Source organism: Haloarcula sp. KBTZ06 (assembly GCF_048595605.1).
Taxonomy (GTDB): domain Archaea; phylum Halobacteriota; class Halobacteria; order Halobacteriales; family Haloarculaceae; genus Haloarcula; species Haloarcula hispanica.
This window is the reverse complement of sequence record NZ_CP184337.1, coordinates 141,054-159,003: the sequence shown is the minus strand read 5'-3', so window position 1 is coordinate 159,003 and position 17,950 is coordinate 141,054. Positions and strand designations below refer to the sequence as shown.

15 protein-coding genes are annotated in these 17,950 nt (G+C 62.4%); 11 read left to right on the top strand and 4 right to left on the bottom strand.

All coding sequences use genetic code 11. The features are described from left to right. Positions 1-47 precede the first annotated feature (47 nt). The gene (locus ACNO8S_RS00820; protein ID WP_014039299.1) at positions 48-1,151 is read right to left on the bottom strand and encodes a pyridoxal-phosphate-dependent aminotransferase family protein; all 1,104 of its coding nucleotides are present in this window, start codon (positions 1,149-1,151) and stop codon (positions 48-50) included. A gap of 172 nt (positions 1,152-1,323) precedes the next feature. Between ACNO8S_RS00820 and ACNO8S_RS00815 the strand changes: the two genes are divergently transcribed. Next, a complete protein-coding gene (locus tag ACNO8S_RS00815) occupies positions 1,324-1,482 on the top strand; it encodes a hypothetical protein (RefSeq protein WP_154020793.1) in 159 nt (52 codons plus the stop codon). Here ACNO8S_RS00815 and ACNO8S_RS00810 read toward each other — a convergent pair. Continuing rightward, positions 1,448-1,921, bottom strand: a complete 474-nt coding sequence (locus ACNO8S_RS00810; RefSeq protein WP_050007531.1) for a hypothetical protein — start codon at positions 1,919-1,921, stop codon at positions 1,448-1,450. The genes ACNO8S_RS00815 and ACNO8S_RS00810 overlap by 35 nt on opposite strands. A 137-nt stretch (positions 1,922-2,058) precedes the next feature. Here ACNO8S_RS00810 and ACNO8S_RS00805 point away from each other — a divergent pair, with 137 nt between their 5' ends. After that, positions 2,059-2,685 carry a hypothetical protein gene (locus tag ACNO8S_RS00805; protein ID WP_050037444.1) on the top strand — a complete coding sequence of 209 codons (627 nt, stop codon included), beginning with the start codon at positions 2,059-2,061 and terminating at the stop codon, positions 2,683-2,685. A 33-nt stretch (positions 2,686-2,718) separates the two neighbouring features. Continuing rightward, positions 2,719-4,464, top strand: coding sequence for an excinuclease ABC subunit C (locus tag ACNO8S_RS00800; protein ID WP_151144642.1), 1,746 nt, complete (start codon positions 2,719-2,721; stop codon positions 4,462-4,464). 109 nt (positions 4,465-4,573) lie between these two features. Here ACNO8S_RS00800 and ACNO8S_RS00795 read toward each other — a convergent pair whose 3' ends face one another. Continuing rightward, positions 4,574-5,290: a fumarylacetoacetate hydrolase family protein gene (locus ACNO8S_RS00795; RefSeq protein ID WP_151144645.1), complete on the bottom strand. Its 717-nt coding sequence runs from the start codon at positions 5,288-5,290 to the stop codon at positions 4,574-4,576. Between the two features lie 261 nt (positions 5,291-5,551). Between ACNO8S_RS00795 and ACNO8S_RS00790 the strand changes: the two genes are divergently transcribed. From ACNO8S_RS00790 to ACNO8S_RS00755, 8 genes are all read left to right on the top strand, one after another. Next, positions 5,552-6,466, top strand: coding sequence for a M48 family metallopeptidase (locus ACNO8S_RS00790; protein WP_225306737.1), 915 nt, complete (start codon positions 5,552-5,554; stop codon positions 6,464-6,466). A 385-nt stretch (positions 6,467-6,851) separates the two neighbouring features. Beyond that, a complete protein-coding gene (locus ACNO8S_RS00785) occupies positions 6,852-7,040 on the top strand; it encodes a hypothetical protein (protein ID WP_014039293.1) in 189 nt (62 codons plus the stop codon). Positions 7,041-7,774: 734 nt separating this feature from the next. Beyond that, complete coding sequence (locus ACNO8S_RS00780; RefSeq protein ID WP_014039292.1) at positions 7,775-9,220, top strand: aldehyde dehydrogenase family protein; 1,446 nt, start codon at positions 7,775-7,777, stop codon at positions 9,218-9,220. A gap of 730 nt (positions 9,221-9,950) precedes the next feature. Then, complete coding sequence (gfo6, locus tag ACNO8S_RS00775) at positions 9,951-11,033, top strand: D-xylose 1-dehydrogenase Gfo6 (protein ID WP_420182339.1); 1,083 nt, start codon at positions 9,951-9,953, stop codon at positions 11,031-11,033. Positions 11,034-11,077: 44 nt separating this feature from the next. After that, complete coding sequence (locus tag ACNO8S_RS00770) at positions 11,078-11,938, top strand: MBL fold metallo-hydrolase (protein WP_420182338.1); 861 nt, start codon at positions 11,078-11,080, stop codon at positions 11,936-11,938. A 102-nt stretch (positions 11,939-12,040) separates the two neighbouring features. Continuing rightward, positions 12,041-13,216 carry a mandelate racemase family protein gene (locus ACNO8S_RS00765; protein ID WP_420182337.1) on the top strand — a complete coding sequence of 392 codons (1,176 nt, stop codon included), beginning with the start codon at positions 12,041-12,043 and terminating at the stop codon, positions 13,214-13,216. Between the two features lie 152 nt (positions 13,217-13,368). Next, complete coding sequence (locus tag ACNO8S_RS00760; RefSeq protein ID WP_420182336.1) at positions 13,369-14,676, top strand: DUF7405 family protein; 1,308 nt, start codon at positions 13,369-13,371, stop codon at positions 14,674-14,676. A gap of 88 nt (positions 14,677-14,764) precedes the next feature. Next, the gene (locus ACNO8S_RS00755) at positions 14,765-15,922 is read left to right on the top strand and encodes an iron transporter (protein WP_420182335.1); all 1,158 of its coding nucleotides are present in this window, start codon (positions 14,765-14,767) and stop codon (positions 15,920-15,922) included. A 293-nt stretch (positions 15,923-16,215) separates the two neighbouring features. Here the strand turns inward: ACNO8S_RS00755 and ACNO8S_RS00750 are convergent, their stop codons facing one another. Further along, entirely contained in the window at positions 16,216-17,904 is a 1,689-nt protein-coding gene (locus tag ACNO8S_RS00750; RefSeq protein ID WP_014039286.1) for a bifunctional metallophosphatase/5'-nucleotidase, read from the bottom strand. Positions 17,905-17,950: the final 46 nt, after the last annotated feature.

Below are 17,950 nucleotides of genomic sequence, written 5' to 3'. Positions count from 1 at the left end.
GCCCCAGAACGGCCTATAGCCCCGGCCTCAGTCGATTATTTCTCAATTTACAGATCGGCGACGTCCTCGATTGCGTCGGTTAGTTCTTTGATACTCTCGACGGTGTGTTCGCCCATGTGCCCGATGCGGAAGCTCTCCTCGCTGATGTCGCCGTAGCCGCTGGAGAACACCATGTCGTATTCTTCGGAGACGGTCTCGACCGTCTCGGCGACGTTGATGTCCTGCGTGTTCTCGATGCAGGTCACCGTCTGGGACTCGTAGCCCTCCTCGGGGTAGAGGTCGAAGTGTTCTCGCGCCCACTCGCGCGTGTACTCGGCCATCTCCTGATGGCGCTGGTCGCGGGCGTCGTGGCTCTCATCAAGCATGTGTTTCATCTGCTTGCGGTACGCGAGCATGAGCGGAATCGCCGGCGTGGAGTGGGTCTGGCCCTTCCGGTCGTAGTAGTCCAGACAGCGCTGGAAGCCGCCGTACCACGACGCCGAGTCTTTCTCCAGTTCCCGCTCGTAGGCCGCGTCGCTGACGGCACAGACCGCGAGCCCCGGCGGCATGGCGAAGGCCTTCTGCGTGGACGTGAAGATGGCGTCGATGCCGTGTGCCTCGATGTCGATCTGGTCGCCGCCGAGGCAGGAAATCGCGTCGACGATGAAGTAGGTGTCCGGGTACTCCGCGACCACGTCGCCGATCTCCTCGATAGGGTTCCGGACGCCGGTCGAGGTCTCGTTCATCACGGCCCCGACGGCGTCGTAGTCACCGGATTCGAGCGCGTCACGGATGTCGCCGGGCTTGACCGCCGTGCCCCAGTCGTACTCGATGCGGTCGACGTCCTTGCCGAGGCGCTCTGCGACGTTGGCCTGGCGCTCGCTGAACGCGCCGGAGGTCGGCACGAGCATGCTGTCCTCAACCAGGTTGAGCGTCGTCGACTCCCAGAACTCCGTGCCCGACGCCGTGAGCACGATGACGTCGTTGTCGGTGCCGAGGAACTCCTTCGTGTCCTCGACGATGGTGGTGTAGAGGTCCGTCATCCGGTCCATCCGGTGGCCGAACATCGGTTCGGCCATCGCCTCGATAACGTCCTCGCGCACCTCGGTCGGCCCCGGGAGATACAGCGTCTTGTCCTGATAGTCGTCTTTGTATTCGCGTTTTTCGGTCACAGAACCACCTGTAGTAGATGACCACTCGAATCCGGGAGGCATGGTAGTTTTGATACCGGGCGAAGCGAACCGGCGTGCGGCCTGAGAAGAGCGGACCGCTCACGAGGAAAAGACACAGATGGCGGTTGTACCTTCCACGAAGTATTTATCAGTTGAATAACCACATTCGTCCATGGGCCGCCACACCCCGCTCACGGATGCCCAGCGAGCGGCCGTCGCGGATAGAGCGGTCAAGCAAGTCGCCGACACGCTGGTCGAGATGCACGCCAACTCGGGTTCGGGTCACCGCAGACCGCTCAGCGACGACGATACCAGCGGACGCCGTACATGACCAGACCGGCGTAAATTGCCGGGCCGAACAGAACTGTGGCACTGGTCGCTACCGCTCCGCTGAACAGATATCCGAGGAACACGTCGAGAAACACCAGCAGGAAGGGAGCGAGTGCGAGTGCCTTCCCGCCGGTTCTGAGCGCCGCGTCGAACGTCGACTGTGTCGCGGCAATTGCCCCGACACCGGCGACGACGAGGAGATACAGTGCAGCGCCCGGGGGCGAGACGAGTGGGAGGGTAAACAGCGCGATACCGGCAAGTACGACACCGACGAGTGTCGGCCCGTTGTCGCTCTGTGCGAGAGCGTTCTGGATACCGTCGACGTCGCCGGCGTTCAGCGCCGCTTCGAGGTCTGACGTGGTCTGGCTGCCGCCGGCATCGAGAACCGTCGTTCCGGTTCCGGCGTCGACCGGGCTCTCGAAGTCCCGGCCACAGTGCATACACCACGTCGCGGTCGCACTGACCTTCTCCGAGCAGTGAGGGCAGCGGGGGTCGGCGGTCATACTGTCATGTTCGAGGGCGCACAGTTAGCGGTTACGGGGGGAGAATATACAGGTGTCCGCGGTAAACGGGGTGTATGGATTGGGTCGCACGGGCCGAGAGCCTCCTGTACGACGGCGAGGTGATCGAAGCGGACGTCTGGCTGGACCGTGGCGGGGTCGTCGTGACGAGTCACCGCGTCCTCGTGTTCACGCCGGACCGCGAGGGGTCGAACTACCGACAGGTCGACCGCCCCAACGTCGAGGGCGTCGACGTCACCACCAGCGGCGACTGGTCGTTCCTCGAACTCGGCGTGAAGGCGCTGGTCGTCGGTGTCGTGCTTGTGGCCGCCGGGATGACCGTGAGCCTCGACAGCCTCGTGGGCAACGTCTCGCTGGACAGCGGCGGTGCCGCGAGCGCCGTCGGTATCGGGGGCATGCTTGGAATGCTCCAGACGATGCTGACGCTGATGGCGCAACTGGACGACCTGATGCGACTGTTCGGCGGTCTCGCACTGGCCTTTGCCGCCGTCGTCCTCGGTGTCTACCTCTGGAGCCGCGACCGACTGCTCGTCGTGCGCGTCGCCGGCGACGACGATATCGAGCTGACTGCACCGGACGACGAGAGCGTCGTCGACCGGATCGAAGCTGCCATCGTTCCGGAGGCTCCGCCTGCCGATGCCGGCAGTGCGGCCCAGTCGGCGCCAGACGACCCGCTCCCGTGACGTTCAACCCCGCCGAGCGCCAACCCTGTGCTAATGGACGCCGACGAGGTTCGAGAGCGCGCGGGGTCGTTGCCACGGGAGCCCGGCGTGTACCTGTTCGAACAGGGCCGGGACGACAAACGCCGGGTCCTCTACGTCGGGAAGGCTGTCGACCTGCGGGACCGCGTGCGCTCGTACGCCGACCCGCGGAGCGAGCGCATCGCCAAGATGGTCGAGCGAGCCGAAACCATCGACTTCGCCGTCACCGACACCGAGACACAGGCGCTGCTCCTCGAAGCGAACCTCATCAAGCGCCACCGGCCGCCGTACAACGTCCGGCTGAAAGACGACAAGTCCTACCCGCTGGTCCAGTTGACCGACCATGCCGTCCCCCGAATCGAGGTGACCCGTGACCCCGCGGACGGCGCAACCGTCTACGGGCCGTTCACCGACAAGGGGCGGGTCGAGACGGTGGTGAAGGCACTGCGGGAGACGTACGGGCTCCGGGGGTGTTCCGACCACAAGTACAGCAACCGGGACCGGCCCTGTCTCGACTACGAGATGGGCATCTGTACCGCACCCTGCACCGGCGAAATCAGCGAGGGCGAGTACGCCGAGGACGTCGAAGCCGTCACGCGGTACTTCGAGGGTGAAACCGGTGTTCTGGCGGACCCGTTGCGCCGCGAGATGGAGGCCGCTGCACAGAACCAAGAGTTCGAACGCGCCGCAAACCTCCGGGACAAGCTCGGGGCCGTCGAGGCGCTCCACGGCGAGGGCGACACTGCCGTCAGCGACTCCGGGGGATACCAGACGACGGACGTACTCGGGGCCGCCGTCGAAGGCGAGCGCGCCATCGTCGCTCGACTCCACGCCGAGGGCGGCAAGCTCGTCGAGCGGGACCGACACACGCTCGACGCACCTGACGGTGAAGGGACCGCTGGCGTGTATCGGGCGTTCATCCCGCAGTACTACGCCGAGCGGGAGCTACCCGACCGGATTCTCTGTGCCGAGGCCCCCGCCGATCCGGACCTCGAAGCGTGGCTGGAGAACGAAGGCGTCACGCTTGGTGTGCCGGGTGCCGGACGGGAGGCGACGCTGGTCGACCTCGCACTAAAAAACGCCCGCCAGCGCGGCGGGACCGACGACGAGACCGGACGGCTGGCCGACGCCCTTGGCATCGACCGTCCGGGCCGTATCGAGGGCTTCGACGTGAGCCACGCACAGGGTCGGTCAGCCGTCGGTTCGAACGTCACCTTCGTCGACGAGACGCCCGAGAAGAGCGACTACCGGCGGAAAAAGCTCACCGAACAGAACGACGACTACGCGAACATGCGCGAACTCCTCCGCTGGCGGGCCGCACGCGCCGTCGAAGGCCGGGACGACCGGCCGGACCCGGACCTGCTACTCATCGATGGCGGCGACGGCCAGCTCGGGGCGGCCCGCGACGCCCTCGCCGAGACCGGCTGGGACGTGCCGGCCATCGCGCTGGCGAAGGACGAGGAACTGGTCATCGCGCCCGACCGCGTGTACGACTGGGACAGCGACGCCCCGCAGCTCCACCTGCTCCAGCGGATTCGCGACGAGGCCCACCGCTTTGCCGTCCAGTACCACCAGACGCTACGGGACGAAGTGTCGACGACCCTTGACGACGTGCCCGGCATCGGCCCCGAGACGCGGAAGCGACTGCTCCGGCGCTTTGGCAGTGTGGACAACGTCAGGACAGCCTCTGATGAAGAACTGACGGCTATCGACGGTATCGGCGAGCAAACCGCGGAGACGATTCGGTCCCGGCTGCAGTGATTTTGTATAGCGTTTAGTGGTTTATCGAGCCATAGCGCTCAGATTCACTAATCTGTCGAGAAGAGGCTAAAGAAGGCCGCTATATGGCTATTCCAGCGTCTTAATGCCGTTATAGCGAAACGACCGAGTTCCGGAGCGTCCCGACACCCTCGTAGGTTATCTCGATTGTGTCACCGGGCGCGACCGTCCCCGGGTTGGCCGGACTGCCGAACGCAACAACGTCGCCAGGGCGGAACGTGAACCGCTCCGAGAGGTACGCGACCACTTCATGGGGACCGAACAGCATTTCGCTGGTGTTGGCAGACTGCCGGCGCTCGTCGTTGATATCGGTGTACATGTCGATACCGGTGGGGTCGACATCAGTCTCGATCCATGGCCCCAGGGGCCCGGACCCGTCGAAGGCCTTGCGTGCGGTTCGGCCCTGCTGGTCCAGCGCGTCGACGTCGTTCAGGATCGTGTATCCCGCGACTGCGTCCGGAACATCAGCTGGGTCGATATCGTGGCACCGCTCGCCGATGACCGCGGCAAGCTCACCGGCGTAGGTCAACTCGTCAGTAAACGGCGGGTAGGAGATGTCCTGCTCGTGGGCGAGCAGTGACGTCGGCGGCTTGATGAAGAAGTCAGGCTCCTCGGGCCGGTCGTAATCCATCTGGTCGTTGGTCGCAGCGTAGTTCCGGCCGACGCAGTACAGCGCGGTCGGTTCACACGGCGGGAGCAGTCGTCCATCGCGACCGACCACGTACTGGCCGTCGTCAGCGTGGACGACGCCATCGACGTATTCGCCGGTGAGCGGTCCATCCTCGGTCAGAAGTCGTGCGGTTCGCATACTGAGTGGTCCGTGTGGCGGTGAAAAAGGCGTGTCGGCTACAGTGTGCGCTGCTTCGTATCTATCACCGGCAGCAAGGCCTGAAACGCTGATTTGTCGCCGGTCCGGCGAAGTAGGTATTCCGTTTTTGGAGCCGAAGTAAATTCGATATCGCTATATCAAATCCTCGATGGCCGCGAAACTGGCATCGCAGTATTCGAAGGACGGAACAGTGGTGACGCCACCGAAGCGATTTTTTCGCACAGCGGCGTACCGACGAACATGGCTGTGACCCGACGGCTCCTCATGGCCGTCGTCGGAGTGTTGTCGTTGCTGGTCTATCTCTCGGCGGCATACGTGGGGTACGCGCTGCTTCTACCAGTGTGGGACAGCCGTCCGTCACCACTGACAGCCGCTCTGGTCGTTATCGGGACGGCAATTGTTTTCGGCATCGTGAACTACTGGGCTGCTACGGCGCGGCTCAAGCGGTCTCTCGACGCAGTCGAACTCTCGCGGGCGCGTGTGCCGGAGGTCTACCGCCGCCTCGACACGCTCGTCGATCAGATGGACGTCGAGACGCCGACGTTGCTACTGGCGGAGCTGCCGATCCCGAACGCGTTCGCCATCGGCGGCGGCGCTGGGGTCATCGTCGTCGACCGGCGGCTGTTCCAACTGTTATCCGTGACGGAGTTCGAGGCGCTGCTGGCACACGAACTCGCACACTTAGAGACCCGCGACGCGCTCGTTCAGACTGTCGCGTACAGCCTCGTCCAGACGTTTGTCGGGCTCGCTGGCCTCGTGGTGTTCCCCACCGTGGTGCTAACCGGCGGTATCGCCCGTTCGCTCGCGTTGCTTCGCGGCGACCCGTCGTCGTGGTCGCGTTCCTGGCTCGGGCGGGCACAGCAGTACGCGCTACAGGTCGTTGCTGGTCTCGGGTTCGCGGTAACGCTGCTGATACTCGGCTACTCCAGGCGTCGAGAGTTGGCAGCCGACGACCGCGCGATCGAGATAACGGGGAATCCCGTTGGACTCGCCCGAGCCCTCACGAAAATCGAGCAGGCGTCGAAGCCGGAGACCGGTCTCCTGCGACAGTTATACGTTCACAGCGAAGCGGACAGCGAGCTTTCACGTCTCCTATCGACGCACCCGCCGATAGACGAACGGATACAGCGGCTACAGGAGATCGCAGCACGGTAGTTCCGCGAGGGTGAGTGAGTCGTCAGGCAGCCGTCGGTAGCTGCGTCGTTCAGCGACGGTCGGTAGCGCCGTAGTATATGCACACTAGCTCTTTTAGAGATATATCTTGCATTTCAGTAAACATATAGGAGATATATGACTAAGAATCGGTATTCTTCGTGGTAGATACCGGTCGAAACACGTCGGTTTTGGCGTGTCTGACCAACGACAGTCTCGTTTGAGGCGTGAGAGGGATACGAACATTGTACACCAATCTCGTCGAGGTGAGTGAGCAGCCGGATGTGTCGCGTCTGAGGCTGACACGGGGAGAGTCTCTATATGCACATTGAGAGCAACATAGCGGTCCTAGAAACCGCTATGTTCGGCAAGGCCCTTACATCCGCATATGCAAGCCAGCATCCCGCAGCGAGCGACCGAGGGGGCAAAGAGCCACACATACGGATGCCCGCTGTGTAACTGTGGTGCGGACAGCGAAGACGACATTTACTGCCATCTGCTGGTCTCACACCGGAAGAGCGCACTTGTTGACGCCCTTCTCGAAAGAGTGGACAGCGACGAGTTGGCCCGGGTTTAATTTCGGTACGGGCGTCAGTATCATCTGGTAGTACTAAATAGTTAATTCTGGAGAGAGTAGTACAGTATTTGTGTTCACACTTGTCCACTTGTTACCCATATTCTGAAATCTGAGGGTAACACCGGCACCGTTCGTGTGGTAGATTCGACCCGGTTCAAGAGCCTTTGGGCGTACTACAGCGCATTGGCTGATATTTTTTCGTCGGTGCTGTTTATCGCTATAAATTAAATACCGCTATATCAAATGTCGGGAGAGCGGCTCGGGCGGCGGCCAGTCCAGCAACTACCAGCAGCGGATCAATAACATACATACACATGTTATACTATGAGATGGATTTATATACTAGGAGGAGGCGCAGCAGCGATCAGTCGTAGCGACACGGCAACAGAATGCGAATAGCTCAGGGAGACCGGTACGGACCGACGAATAGTAATTTCCAAGCAACGCAGATACCGCAACGCGGCCACGCTGACGTTGTGACAGATCTGGCAACACACAGATCGTATTGTCGTGCTGTTTGACAGCGGTAGCTATTTTAGTGCCTTCAATTGCGGTTCCGCTGTGAGTCGGGCATCGCGAATTCGGGGTTGGACCGGCGACGCTGGGTACACTGGCTACGGTGCCTGTTATCCAGCATTCCCCCGTGACCCACCGGTCGTTCCATACCGTCGAACGACGCGGCACAGCGAAGGATGGGAAACGCGTAAGTATTGGGAATGAGATGAATCAAACGTATGACGCAGACGTATGAGAACTATATCGGCGGTGAGTGGACCGGGAGCGGAGAGACACAGGACGTCACGAACCCGGCAGACGAGACTGACGTCGTCAGCACGGTTCCGGTGGCCTCGGCGGCGGACGCCGACGAAGCGGTCGCGGCCGCGGCGGAAGCAACAGACGAATGGGGCGGAATGTCTGGCCCGGAGCGCGGCGTGCTCCTGCGTGAGACCGGTGAAATCCTGAAGTCCCGGAAAGACGAGCTTGCGGAGACGCTGACCCGCGAAGAGGGGAAACCGCTCGGCGAAGCCGAGGGCGAGGTACAGCGTGCGATTGATATCTTCTATTACTACGCGGAGAAGGCCCGCGACTTCGGCGGCACTGTCAAACAGCCAAGCGGCGGCCGCGCCGGTCTGCAGACGAAAAAAGAGCCGATGGGCGTCGCGGCGCTTATCACGCCGTGGAACTACCCCATCGCGATTCCGGCCTGGAAGATCGCCCCGGCGCTTGCGGTCGGCAACACCGTCGTCATCAAGCCCGCGATGCAGGCGCCGACCGTCGGCGCGATGATCGTCGAGGCGCTGGACGAGGCCGGGATTCCGGACGGCGCTATCAATCTCGTCTGTGGCCCCGGTAGCGAGGTCGGCGAGCGACTGACCACCCACGAGGATGTCGACGTAGTGTCGTTCACCGGCAGCGCGGCCGTCGGCGAGCACGTCTACGAACAGGCGACAAGCAACGGGAAGCGCGCGCAGGCAGAGATGGGCGGGAAGAACCCGACCGTTGTCATGCCGAGCGCCGACGTGGACAAAGCGGCCGACATCGTCGGAGCAGGGGCCTTCGGCGGGACGGGCCAGGCCTGTACGGCCACGTCCCGGGCCATCGTCCACGAGGACGTGTACGACGAGTTCCTCGACGCCGTCGTCGACTATGCAGAGTCGCTCGAGATCGGAAACGGCCTCGACCGGGCCGGCATGGGTCCCCACGTCAGTGAGGACGAGCTCGCGGGGAGCCTGGAGTACATCGACATCGCACAGTCGGAGGGAGCAACCCTCGAAACGGGCGGCGAAGAGCTCGCTGGTGGCGAGTACGACGCCGGGAACTTCATCTCGCCGGCCGTCTTCTCCGACGTCGAACCTGACATGCGCATCGCACAGGAAGAGGTGTTCGGGCCGGTGCTCGCCGTGATTCCTGTCTCCGACTTCGACGAAGGTGTCGAGGTCGCCAACGACATCGACTACGGGCTCTCGGCCAGCATCGTGACCGACCGAATCGAGGAGGAAAACGAGTTCATCGAGCGCTCCGAGTCTGGTGTGGTCAAGGTCAACGAGAAGACGACCGGACTGGAACTGCACGTTCCCTTCGGCGGCCTCAAGCGCTCCTCGACGAACACCTACCGCGAGCAGGGCGACGCCGGGCTGGAGTTCTTCAGCTACATCAAGACGGTGTACCGCAACAGCTAATCGAGGCGGCCACCGTCGCTGACGGTGGAGTGTAGTTTCTGTTACAATAAAGTTATATAGTATTATTCTTAATATCCTGTTGCTCTTGTCCACCGCAAGAGCGAGCGTACAAAGTCATGGTCGTAGCCCAACCGGCCGACGATGGTGGAACGGTCCCAGCATCGACACTGTCTGTCCCGTACAGACGTTCCACTCTCGTTATTAGCGCCCCGGCATCCGAAGCAAGTTTCACTACCGCGAAGTGCCACTAGCCGGACCGGTCAGAATACGGCGAGAAACGGGACCGGTATCCGATTGGGCGCAGCGCCGTTCTGTCGTTGGCAGTCATTGTAGACACCCCGTGTGAACACAGCGAGCGGGGCGGAGCTTCGAAGCGGCCCCCTTGTCAAACGAACCGTGGCGCTCCGCCCTCGACAGTCCGTTCAGTATTATGGAATGTTCCCGTAACGGTTGTACTGTCGTTATTCTCGATACGGAAACCGGAGAGCGTAGACGAAGACAGTCCACAGACGGCCCGTGAAACAGTATTTTCCGCCCGGATTATCGACGGGTCGCTGTAGAATATATGCGGGTGAGACTGTCATATCGTTCCATAATACCAAACATCTATGTCATCTGCTGGGACTAGTTTACTCAACAGACGAACTACCATTCGCTACTCTGGAACAGCGGGAGCTGACACGGGCGTGCCAACACAAAAGATAATATCCAGCCAGTCGATGGCAGTGGCATGAACGTTGACGCGCTCACGGGAGGATTCGACCGTCGAGACTGGCAGGAACAGACAGAGACCAACGATCCAGTACGGTTCGCGATGATCGGCGTCGGCTGGTGGACCACCGAACAGGCGATGCCCGCCGTCGACGCGGGGGACCTCTGTGAAACGACTGTGCTGGTCAGCAGTGACCGCGAGAAGGCGGCCGATGTGGCCGCTGATTCGGAGACAGTCGAACACGCGATCACCTACGAGGAGTTCCACGACGGGGCTGCGAGCGATGCGTACGACGCCGTCTACATTGTCACCCCGAACGCGCTCCACCTCCCCTACGTCGAGACGGCGGCAGAACTGGGGAAGGCAATCCTCTGTGAGAAGCCGATGGAGGCCACCATCGAGCGCGCCGAGCGAATGGTCGAGGTCTGTGACGAGCACGACGCGACGCTGATGATCGCCTACCGGATGCACACCGAGCCAGCCGTCCGGCGGGCGAAAGACCTCATCGACGAAGGGTACATCGGCGAACCGCTGTTCGTCCACGGGAATATGACCGAGCCCATCCTCGAACTCGTCCCCGACCCCGACCAGTGGCGGCTGGACGGGGAGCTTTCCGGCGGCTGTGCCGTGATGGATATCGGCCTCTATCCGCTGAACACGAGCCGATTCCTGCTGGATGCCGACCCCGTGGCCGTCCGGGGGACTGTCGCATCGGTACAGGAAGAGTTCGCCGACGTGCCAGACGAACACGGCGCGTTCCAGTTAGATTTCCCCGGCCACATGTACGCGATGTGTACAGCCAGCCAGAACGCCCATCTCGACAGTCACATCTCCGTACTCGGAACCGAGGGCAAGGTCCGCGTCGAACCGGCCTTCTATCCCTGGGACGACCGCGCGCTCCAGCTTTCTCACGAGGGAACGACGGTCGACATCGACTTCGAACAGATCGATCAGATGGAAGAAGAGTTCGAGTACTTCGCCCACTGTCTGCTGACCGACACTGAGCCCTACGCCGACGGTGAACACGGCCTCGTCGACATCAACACGATCAAGGCAATCTACGAGGCCTCCGAGACGGAGTTGACAGTCACACTCGACTGAATGCGGTACGAGATTTTTTGACCCGGCCAGGCGTAGTTCGGCGCATGGTTCAGTCAACGTGGGACGACTGGTTCGTCCACGACGAGATAGAGGCGACAGACCCCGGCGGTGGCGTCGTAATCTGGTATCTCGGCTGTAACGGCTTCGTACTCCGGTCGCAGTCGACGACGCTGTACATCGACCCCTACTTCGGGACTGGCGACCCGCCGAACCTCATCCGCATGATTCCGGTACCGATGGACCCCGCCGACGCGACCCAGTGTGATGCCACGCTCGTCACACATGAACACATCGACCACATGCACCCGCCGTCGTACGGCCCGCTGGTCGAGGACCTCGGAGCGGACCTGTATGCGCCGTCGGCGTCGTACGACTCTCCGGACTACGACGGTGAGATGCGGGTGCCCGACGAGAAGCGCAACGAAATCACCGTCGGCGACGAGTTCGCTGTCGGCGATTTCACCGTTCACGTTACTGGCACCAACGACCCCGACGCCATCGAACCGGTGGGGTACGTCATCAAGCACGACGCCGGGACGTTCTTCCACGCCGGCGATAGCCGGCCTGCCGAGGCGTTTGCCGACGTCGGCGAACGGTTCGACATCGACGTGGGCGCGCTGGCGTTTGGCACCGTCGGCTCTATCTACGAGCCCGAGCCGGACTGCGGTGTCAGAACGAAGTGGTACATGGACGAAAACGAGATTATCGAGGCCGCAAATCAGCTCCAGCTATCCCGGTTGCTCCCCTCACATCACGATATGTGGCAGGGCGAAGCCGGCGACCCGAAGGTGCTCCACGAGCACGCGGTGTCGTTCGACTACCCCCGAGTCATCGAACCGCTGTACATCGGCTGTTCGGTTCGGCTGGGTGAGGCCGGTATTCGCCGTATTGACGCGCTGGACTGAGTGAGACCGTGGTTCCGGTCGCTGCTGTGTCGACCACTCAAACAGCGACGGCGTATCTGTCGCGGGGTAGCTTTAATATCCCCACCACAGTATGTCCGGCAAATGTCGCCAACGATAACGAGGATCGAAAGCCGAGAGTTCGAGTACCCCCTTAATGACGTCGGGACCGACAAGCACGGCTTCAATCTGGTCTATGCGCCGGGCGAGACAACCACGCGGAAACTGTTCGGCGTACAGATTTACACTGACGAGGGAATCACGGGCGAGTACGTCGGCGGGAACTCGCCGGCAGCCGCCCAGTACAACATCATTGCCCAGTATCTTATTGGCAAGGACCCGCTGAAACGCGAGAAGCACTGGTCCGAATGCAAGCGCGCGCTCCGGAAGTACGACCGGATGGGCATCGGCCCAATCGACATCGCGCTGTGGGACTTCGCCGGCAAGTACTACGACGCACCGATTCACGAACTGCTGGGGACCTACCGCGAGCGTATCCCCACCTACGCGTCGACGTACCACGGCGACGACGCGGGCGGGCTGGACTCGCCCGAGGCCTTCGCCGACTTCGCCGAGGAGTGCCGCGACGAGGGCTTCGGCGGCTTCAAGATTCACGGCTGGGGCGGCGGCGACGACGCCCGAAGTCTCGACCGCGAAGTCGAGGCAGTCCACGCCGTCGGCGAAGCGGTCGGCGACGAGATGGACCTGATGCACGACCCCGCCTGCGAACTGGAGACGTTCGCCGACGCGCTGGAACTGGGCCGGGCGCTCGATGAACAGGATTTCTTCTGGTACGAGGACCCGTTCCGTGACGGCGGTATCTCACAGCACGCCCACAAGAAGCTGGCACAGAAACTCGACACGCCGATCCTCCAGACTGAACACATCCGCGGACTGGAAATCAAATCCGACTTCGCCGCCAGCGAGGCAACCGACTTCCTCCGAGCCGACCCCGAGTACGATGCAGGCATCACCGGTGCGATCAAGGTGGCTCGCATGGCCGAAGCGTACGGCCTCGACGTGGAGTTCCACGCACCCGGCCCCGCCCAGCGCCACTGCATCGCCGCCTGCCGGAACTCGAACTACTACGAGATGGCGCTGGTCCACCCGGACTGCCAGAACACCCAGCCGCCAGTGTACGAGGGCGGCTACTCCGACCTGATGGACGCCGTCGACGACGACGGGACAGTCAGCGTCCCCGACGGCCCCGGCCTGGGCGTGGAGTACGACTGGGACTACATCGAGGACAACACCACCGGGAGCGTCCACGTCTACGAATAGCGGCACTGTTTTTCCCGGTAAGCGCACTCCGTCCGTTTTGACTGCCGCAGTAGCGAGCCGTCTCGTCGTTCGCGGGGACAGGCCGCCGAGCGTCGTCCTGTTGGGTCCCAGGCGAATACTTATGCCGGAATCGTCCGAACGGATAGTAGTTGATGACAGACGGAGACAGGACCCTGACCCGCCGGGAAACGCTCCGCGCAGCCGTCGCCCTCGGAGGGTCGACAGGGCTCGCAGCCTGCCTCGACCTGGAGGGGCAGCCAACGGAGGCGGGAGGGACAGACCGCGGTACCGACCGGCCGGCTGGCACCGAATCGGAGGCTGAACTACCGAGTCGACAGCACGCGTGGAACGAGTTCTCTCGAACCGACGAGCACGGGAATCCGGTGCCGGCTCGGCACCATGTGTTGTTGCTGGCCGACTATGTTGGCGACGGACCGGTCAATGATGGCGACCGGACACAAGCGGAGAACGCGTTTCGCGAGCTAGAGGAGACGTATCGGTGGGGGTCTGACGGGCTTCTGTTTACTGTCGGCTACTCCCCAGCGTACTTCGACCGGTATGACGAACCGCTCTCCGAGTTGGTCGACCTGCCACAGCCAGCGGCGCTGGCCCCTTTCGAGGACCCGTCGTTCGATACCCCGGATCTCCTCGTTCATCTGGCAAGCGACCGCGCTTCGGCGGTGCTGGAGGCCAAGCAAGCGCTGTTCGGTGAGCTGGAGACCGCAAACGGGAGCGAAGTCACCGAAACCATAGACGGGACGGTCGATTTGATCGACCGACGGACAGGGTTTATCGGTGCGGGGCTCCCGGCGGAACACGACGACGTGGATGGCGTTCCGGACGGCGCGGTCCCCGAAGATGCACCGCTGTTCATGGGTTTCAAATCGGGGTTTCGACAGAATCAGGCGACGGAAGACAGCGTAACGATCGCGGAGGGGCCGTTCACGGGCGGGACCACGCAACACCTCTCACTGCTACACACGGAACTGGAACAGTGGTACAACCAAGACTCCCGGGAACAGCGCGTCGCCAAGATGTTCTCGGCGACGCACGCAGCGAAGAACCTGGTCGAGGGCGTGGGCGACAACCTCGGTGATTCGTCGCTCGTAGCGGAGACTGGCGTCGCTGACCGAGTCGAGGACGACGCATTTGAGAAGGGAGTGGTCGGGCACGCACAGAAACTCGCGCGTGCACGAGATGAGGGCGGTGACCCACGGCTCCTCCGGCGCGATTTCGCGACGGTAGACGATGGCCAAACCGGAGTACACTTCCTCAGTCTTCAGGAGGGCATAACGGACTTTATCCGGACCCGGAACGGCATGAACGGCGACGACGTTGCGAATGTCGGCGGCGTCGGTACGAAGAACAACAACGGGATACTGCAATACGTTACGACGGTTCGACGCGGGAACTACTTGCTCCCGCCCCGCTCGAAACGCTCGTTCCCCCGTCCGTCGTGACCCAGCCGGCCCCACAGTCCGCCCGAACGACGGCGACGGTCTATCCCTGACAAGGTTTTTTTATCCTTTCCGAGAGCAGAGGGATACCATGTCGCCCAGGAGAAACCCGACGCGCCGGGACTTCATCGCTACGAGCGGGGTAGCACTTGGGGTGAGTGTCGCCGGCTGTGCAACGGGGGATGACGCCGCGGACGAGACCCCGTCCGAGGCTGCACCTGGCGGTACCGAATCGACGCCCGAGGGAACCGAACAGGGACGGGGAAATGAGCTCCCGACAGCGTCTGCCCAGGAACGGCCATTAGTGCACATCCCGGCACATCAAGACGGGATGCGGATGGTCGGTATGGCGGAGGTAGGACCGTATATGGTGGCGATGTCCTATACACTGCTTCACGACTTCTGGATACTAACTGGCAAGGAGAAGAGTTACGTACAGATCGAGGACGGGCAGGGACTGCATCTCATGGCAACCGTGTGGGACCCGGAGTACAACCAGCGCATCCCGCTGGGTAGCCCGCCTGTCGAGGTTCGAGATGCCGCGAGCGGCGACAGTGTGACCGAAAAGTCGCTGTGGCCGATGCTGTCCCAGCAGATGGGCCCACACTTCGGGGACAACGTCGCGTTTCCGGAGGAGGGAGAGTACACGGTGCAACTCTCGTTTGACCCGGTCTCAGCGCGGCAGTTAGGGGAGTATCACGGGCGGTTCACCGACGCGGTGGACGCCGAGTTCGACCTGCTGTTCAGAACCGACATCACGAACAACATTCGCGAGCGGTTCGTCGACGAGGCGGGACAAGCGGGGGCGCTCGAACCGATGGAGACGGATATGCAGCCCGACGGAAGGCTGGCGGATGCAGCGTCGCTACCGGGTGAACACGGCGGGATCATCGAAAGTGGTGCTGCGGAATTTGTGGTGCAGGTGCTGCGTAGGGCTCCGGCCGGAATCGACAGCTCTGGTCCGTATCTCGCCGTGTCCGCTCGAACGCCGTACAACCAGTATCCCCTCCCGTTCATGGGTCTCCGAGCAACTGTGGCCAACGCCGGCGAGGAGGTCCGCGAGCCACTGAAGGCAGCCATTCACCCCGAACTGGGGTATCATTACGGTGCCCCGTTCCCTGCTATCGCGATGGGTGACGACGTGACGCTTTCGGTCGGGGCCCCGCCACAGGTCGCGCGACATCGCGGCTACCAGACTGCGTTTCTGGAGTTCGACGACACGACGCTCACGCTCGGAGACGGGACGTAGGGGGCTACTCGGGGACACAGCGAGGAGATGACAGTTCTCACGCCAGACATGGCCTGGCCGTGTACTGTCAGCTACGATCGAGATGCAACTCCGGGCCAGAGTGCCACATCGGGAGAGAATCTGCTACCGCCGAGACGACGGAACCCGGCTACAACCATCGCACGGAAGGCGGGCGCTGGGATGCCAGACGACCGACGCCGAGAGAGCGCACGACGGCGATGCGGCCCAGTGTAGGACACGCCGCACACAGCGGCGAGACAATCATGGTCGGCCAAGCGAATCCATGTTCGTAGCTACTCTGTCTTGATTCGGCCTTCGACCGACGGCGAAATCGTCCCGTCCTCCTCGATTGCGTCCTCGACGATGACCGACAGCAGTTCGCCCTCGTTCGCGTCGATAATCCTCGGGGCGTCCTGGAACATCGTGTAGCTGTCGCCGCCTGTGGCGGTGAAGCCGTTCGTTGCGACGGTGTAGGTCGCTTCGGTGTCGAGTGGCTCACCACCGACTGTTACCTCCGTGACGCGGTCGCCCTTCGATTTGTCCGGGTCGTATGTGTAGCGCATACCGCTCACCTGCAGGAATCCGCCCCCGCCGGTCGAACTGAGCTCCAGTGCCTCGACCAGCGTTTCACCGGTGACCTCGATGGTCACCTGGTTGTTCCCGAACGGGAGGACGCTGTAGACCATTCGTCTCGTGATGTCCCCTTCGGGGTAGAGTTCGTCGGTCCGGATACCCCCACCGTTCTGGATTGCGACGTCCGCGTTGCCGTGGCTGCGGAGCGCATCGGCGATGTAATTCCCGAAGTTTGACTCCTCGGAACGCACAGTGTCCTCGCGGGCATCGAGTGGGACGGTTGTCTCTCCGATGACGACGTCGAGCTCGTCGCTGAGCTTGCTTTCGTAGCTTTCCGCGACTTCGAACACACCTGGGTGCGGTTCGACGCGGCCCTCATCAACCGCGGCAGCGGTGTCGTACACCGTCAGGCTGTGGTCGGTTCGCTCCCCGTCTTCGACAGTGAGCGTCAGTTCGCCGAGGTAGTCGTACTCGTCGTCAACAAAGGAAAGCACCGTGTCGTTCACGACTTGGGGCTCCTCGGAGAACGTCGCGGCGTGGTCGCCGACGATGGCGTCGATACCGTCGACAGACTCCGCGAGCTCGACGGCGGCCGGGCTTGCCACGTGGGACAGCACGACGACAAGATCAGCGCCGTCGTCCCGCATTTCGGTCACGACTTCCTCGACCGGGGCTTCGAGGCCCGGGACCTCCGTCGTCTCGCCCATGGTGGTGATCGTCGGCGCTTCGACGTTGATTATGCCCGTGAGCCCGACAGTCACATCGCCGGCCGAAACGAGTTCGTACTGGCTCGCTCCCTGTTCAGCGCCGAACACGTCGCCCGTTTGTGCGTTGCGGGCGTTCGCGCTCACCCACTGGAACTCGCTGTCGGAAATGCGGTCCCGCAACACGTCCGGCCCTCTGTCGAAGTCGTGGTTCCCGAACGTGTCGAACTCCAGCCCGCCCTCATTGAACGCGTCGACGATGTGTTTGCCGTCGAACTGTGCGGAGAGAATAGAGGTGGCCAGGTCGTCGCCGGATCCGACCTTTATTGAGTGGTCGTTGTTGTCCGCGATCTGATTCATCAGGTCGAAGTAGGTAGCGATGTTCGCCGCCTCTTCGAGGTCGCCATAACTGCCGTGGACGTGGGTGTCGTGGACGAGCGTCACCTCGCCCGTTGCAGGTTCAGATGTGCTCTCGGCCGTGCCAGATGAGGTCGTGGTCTCCTCAGCATCTGTAGATGCTTCGTCGGTCTGCTCGGTGCCGTTGTCGGAACTGGAAGCACAGCCGGCGATTCCCGCAACGCCGAGTGCAGCAGTAGCCGAGAGGAACTTCCGCCGGTCGACTGGTGTGTTCGTCGTATCGTTCTCCGATCGGTCCGCTGAAGCGGCTTCTAGGTCTTCTTTGTTGCTTCGTGACACAGCATACATTAGATTGAACGTTTATATAAAATGTTTGCTGGGTGCTAATTTGACG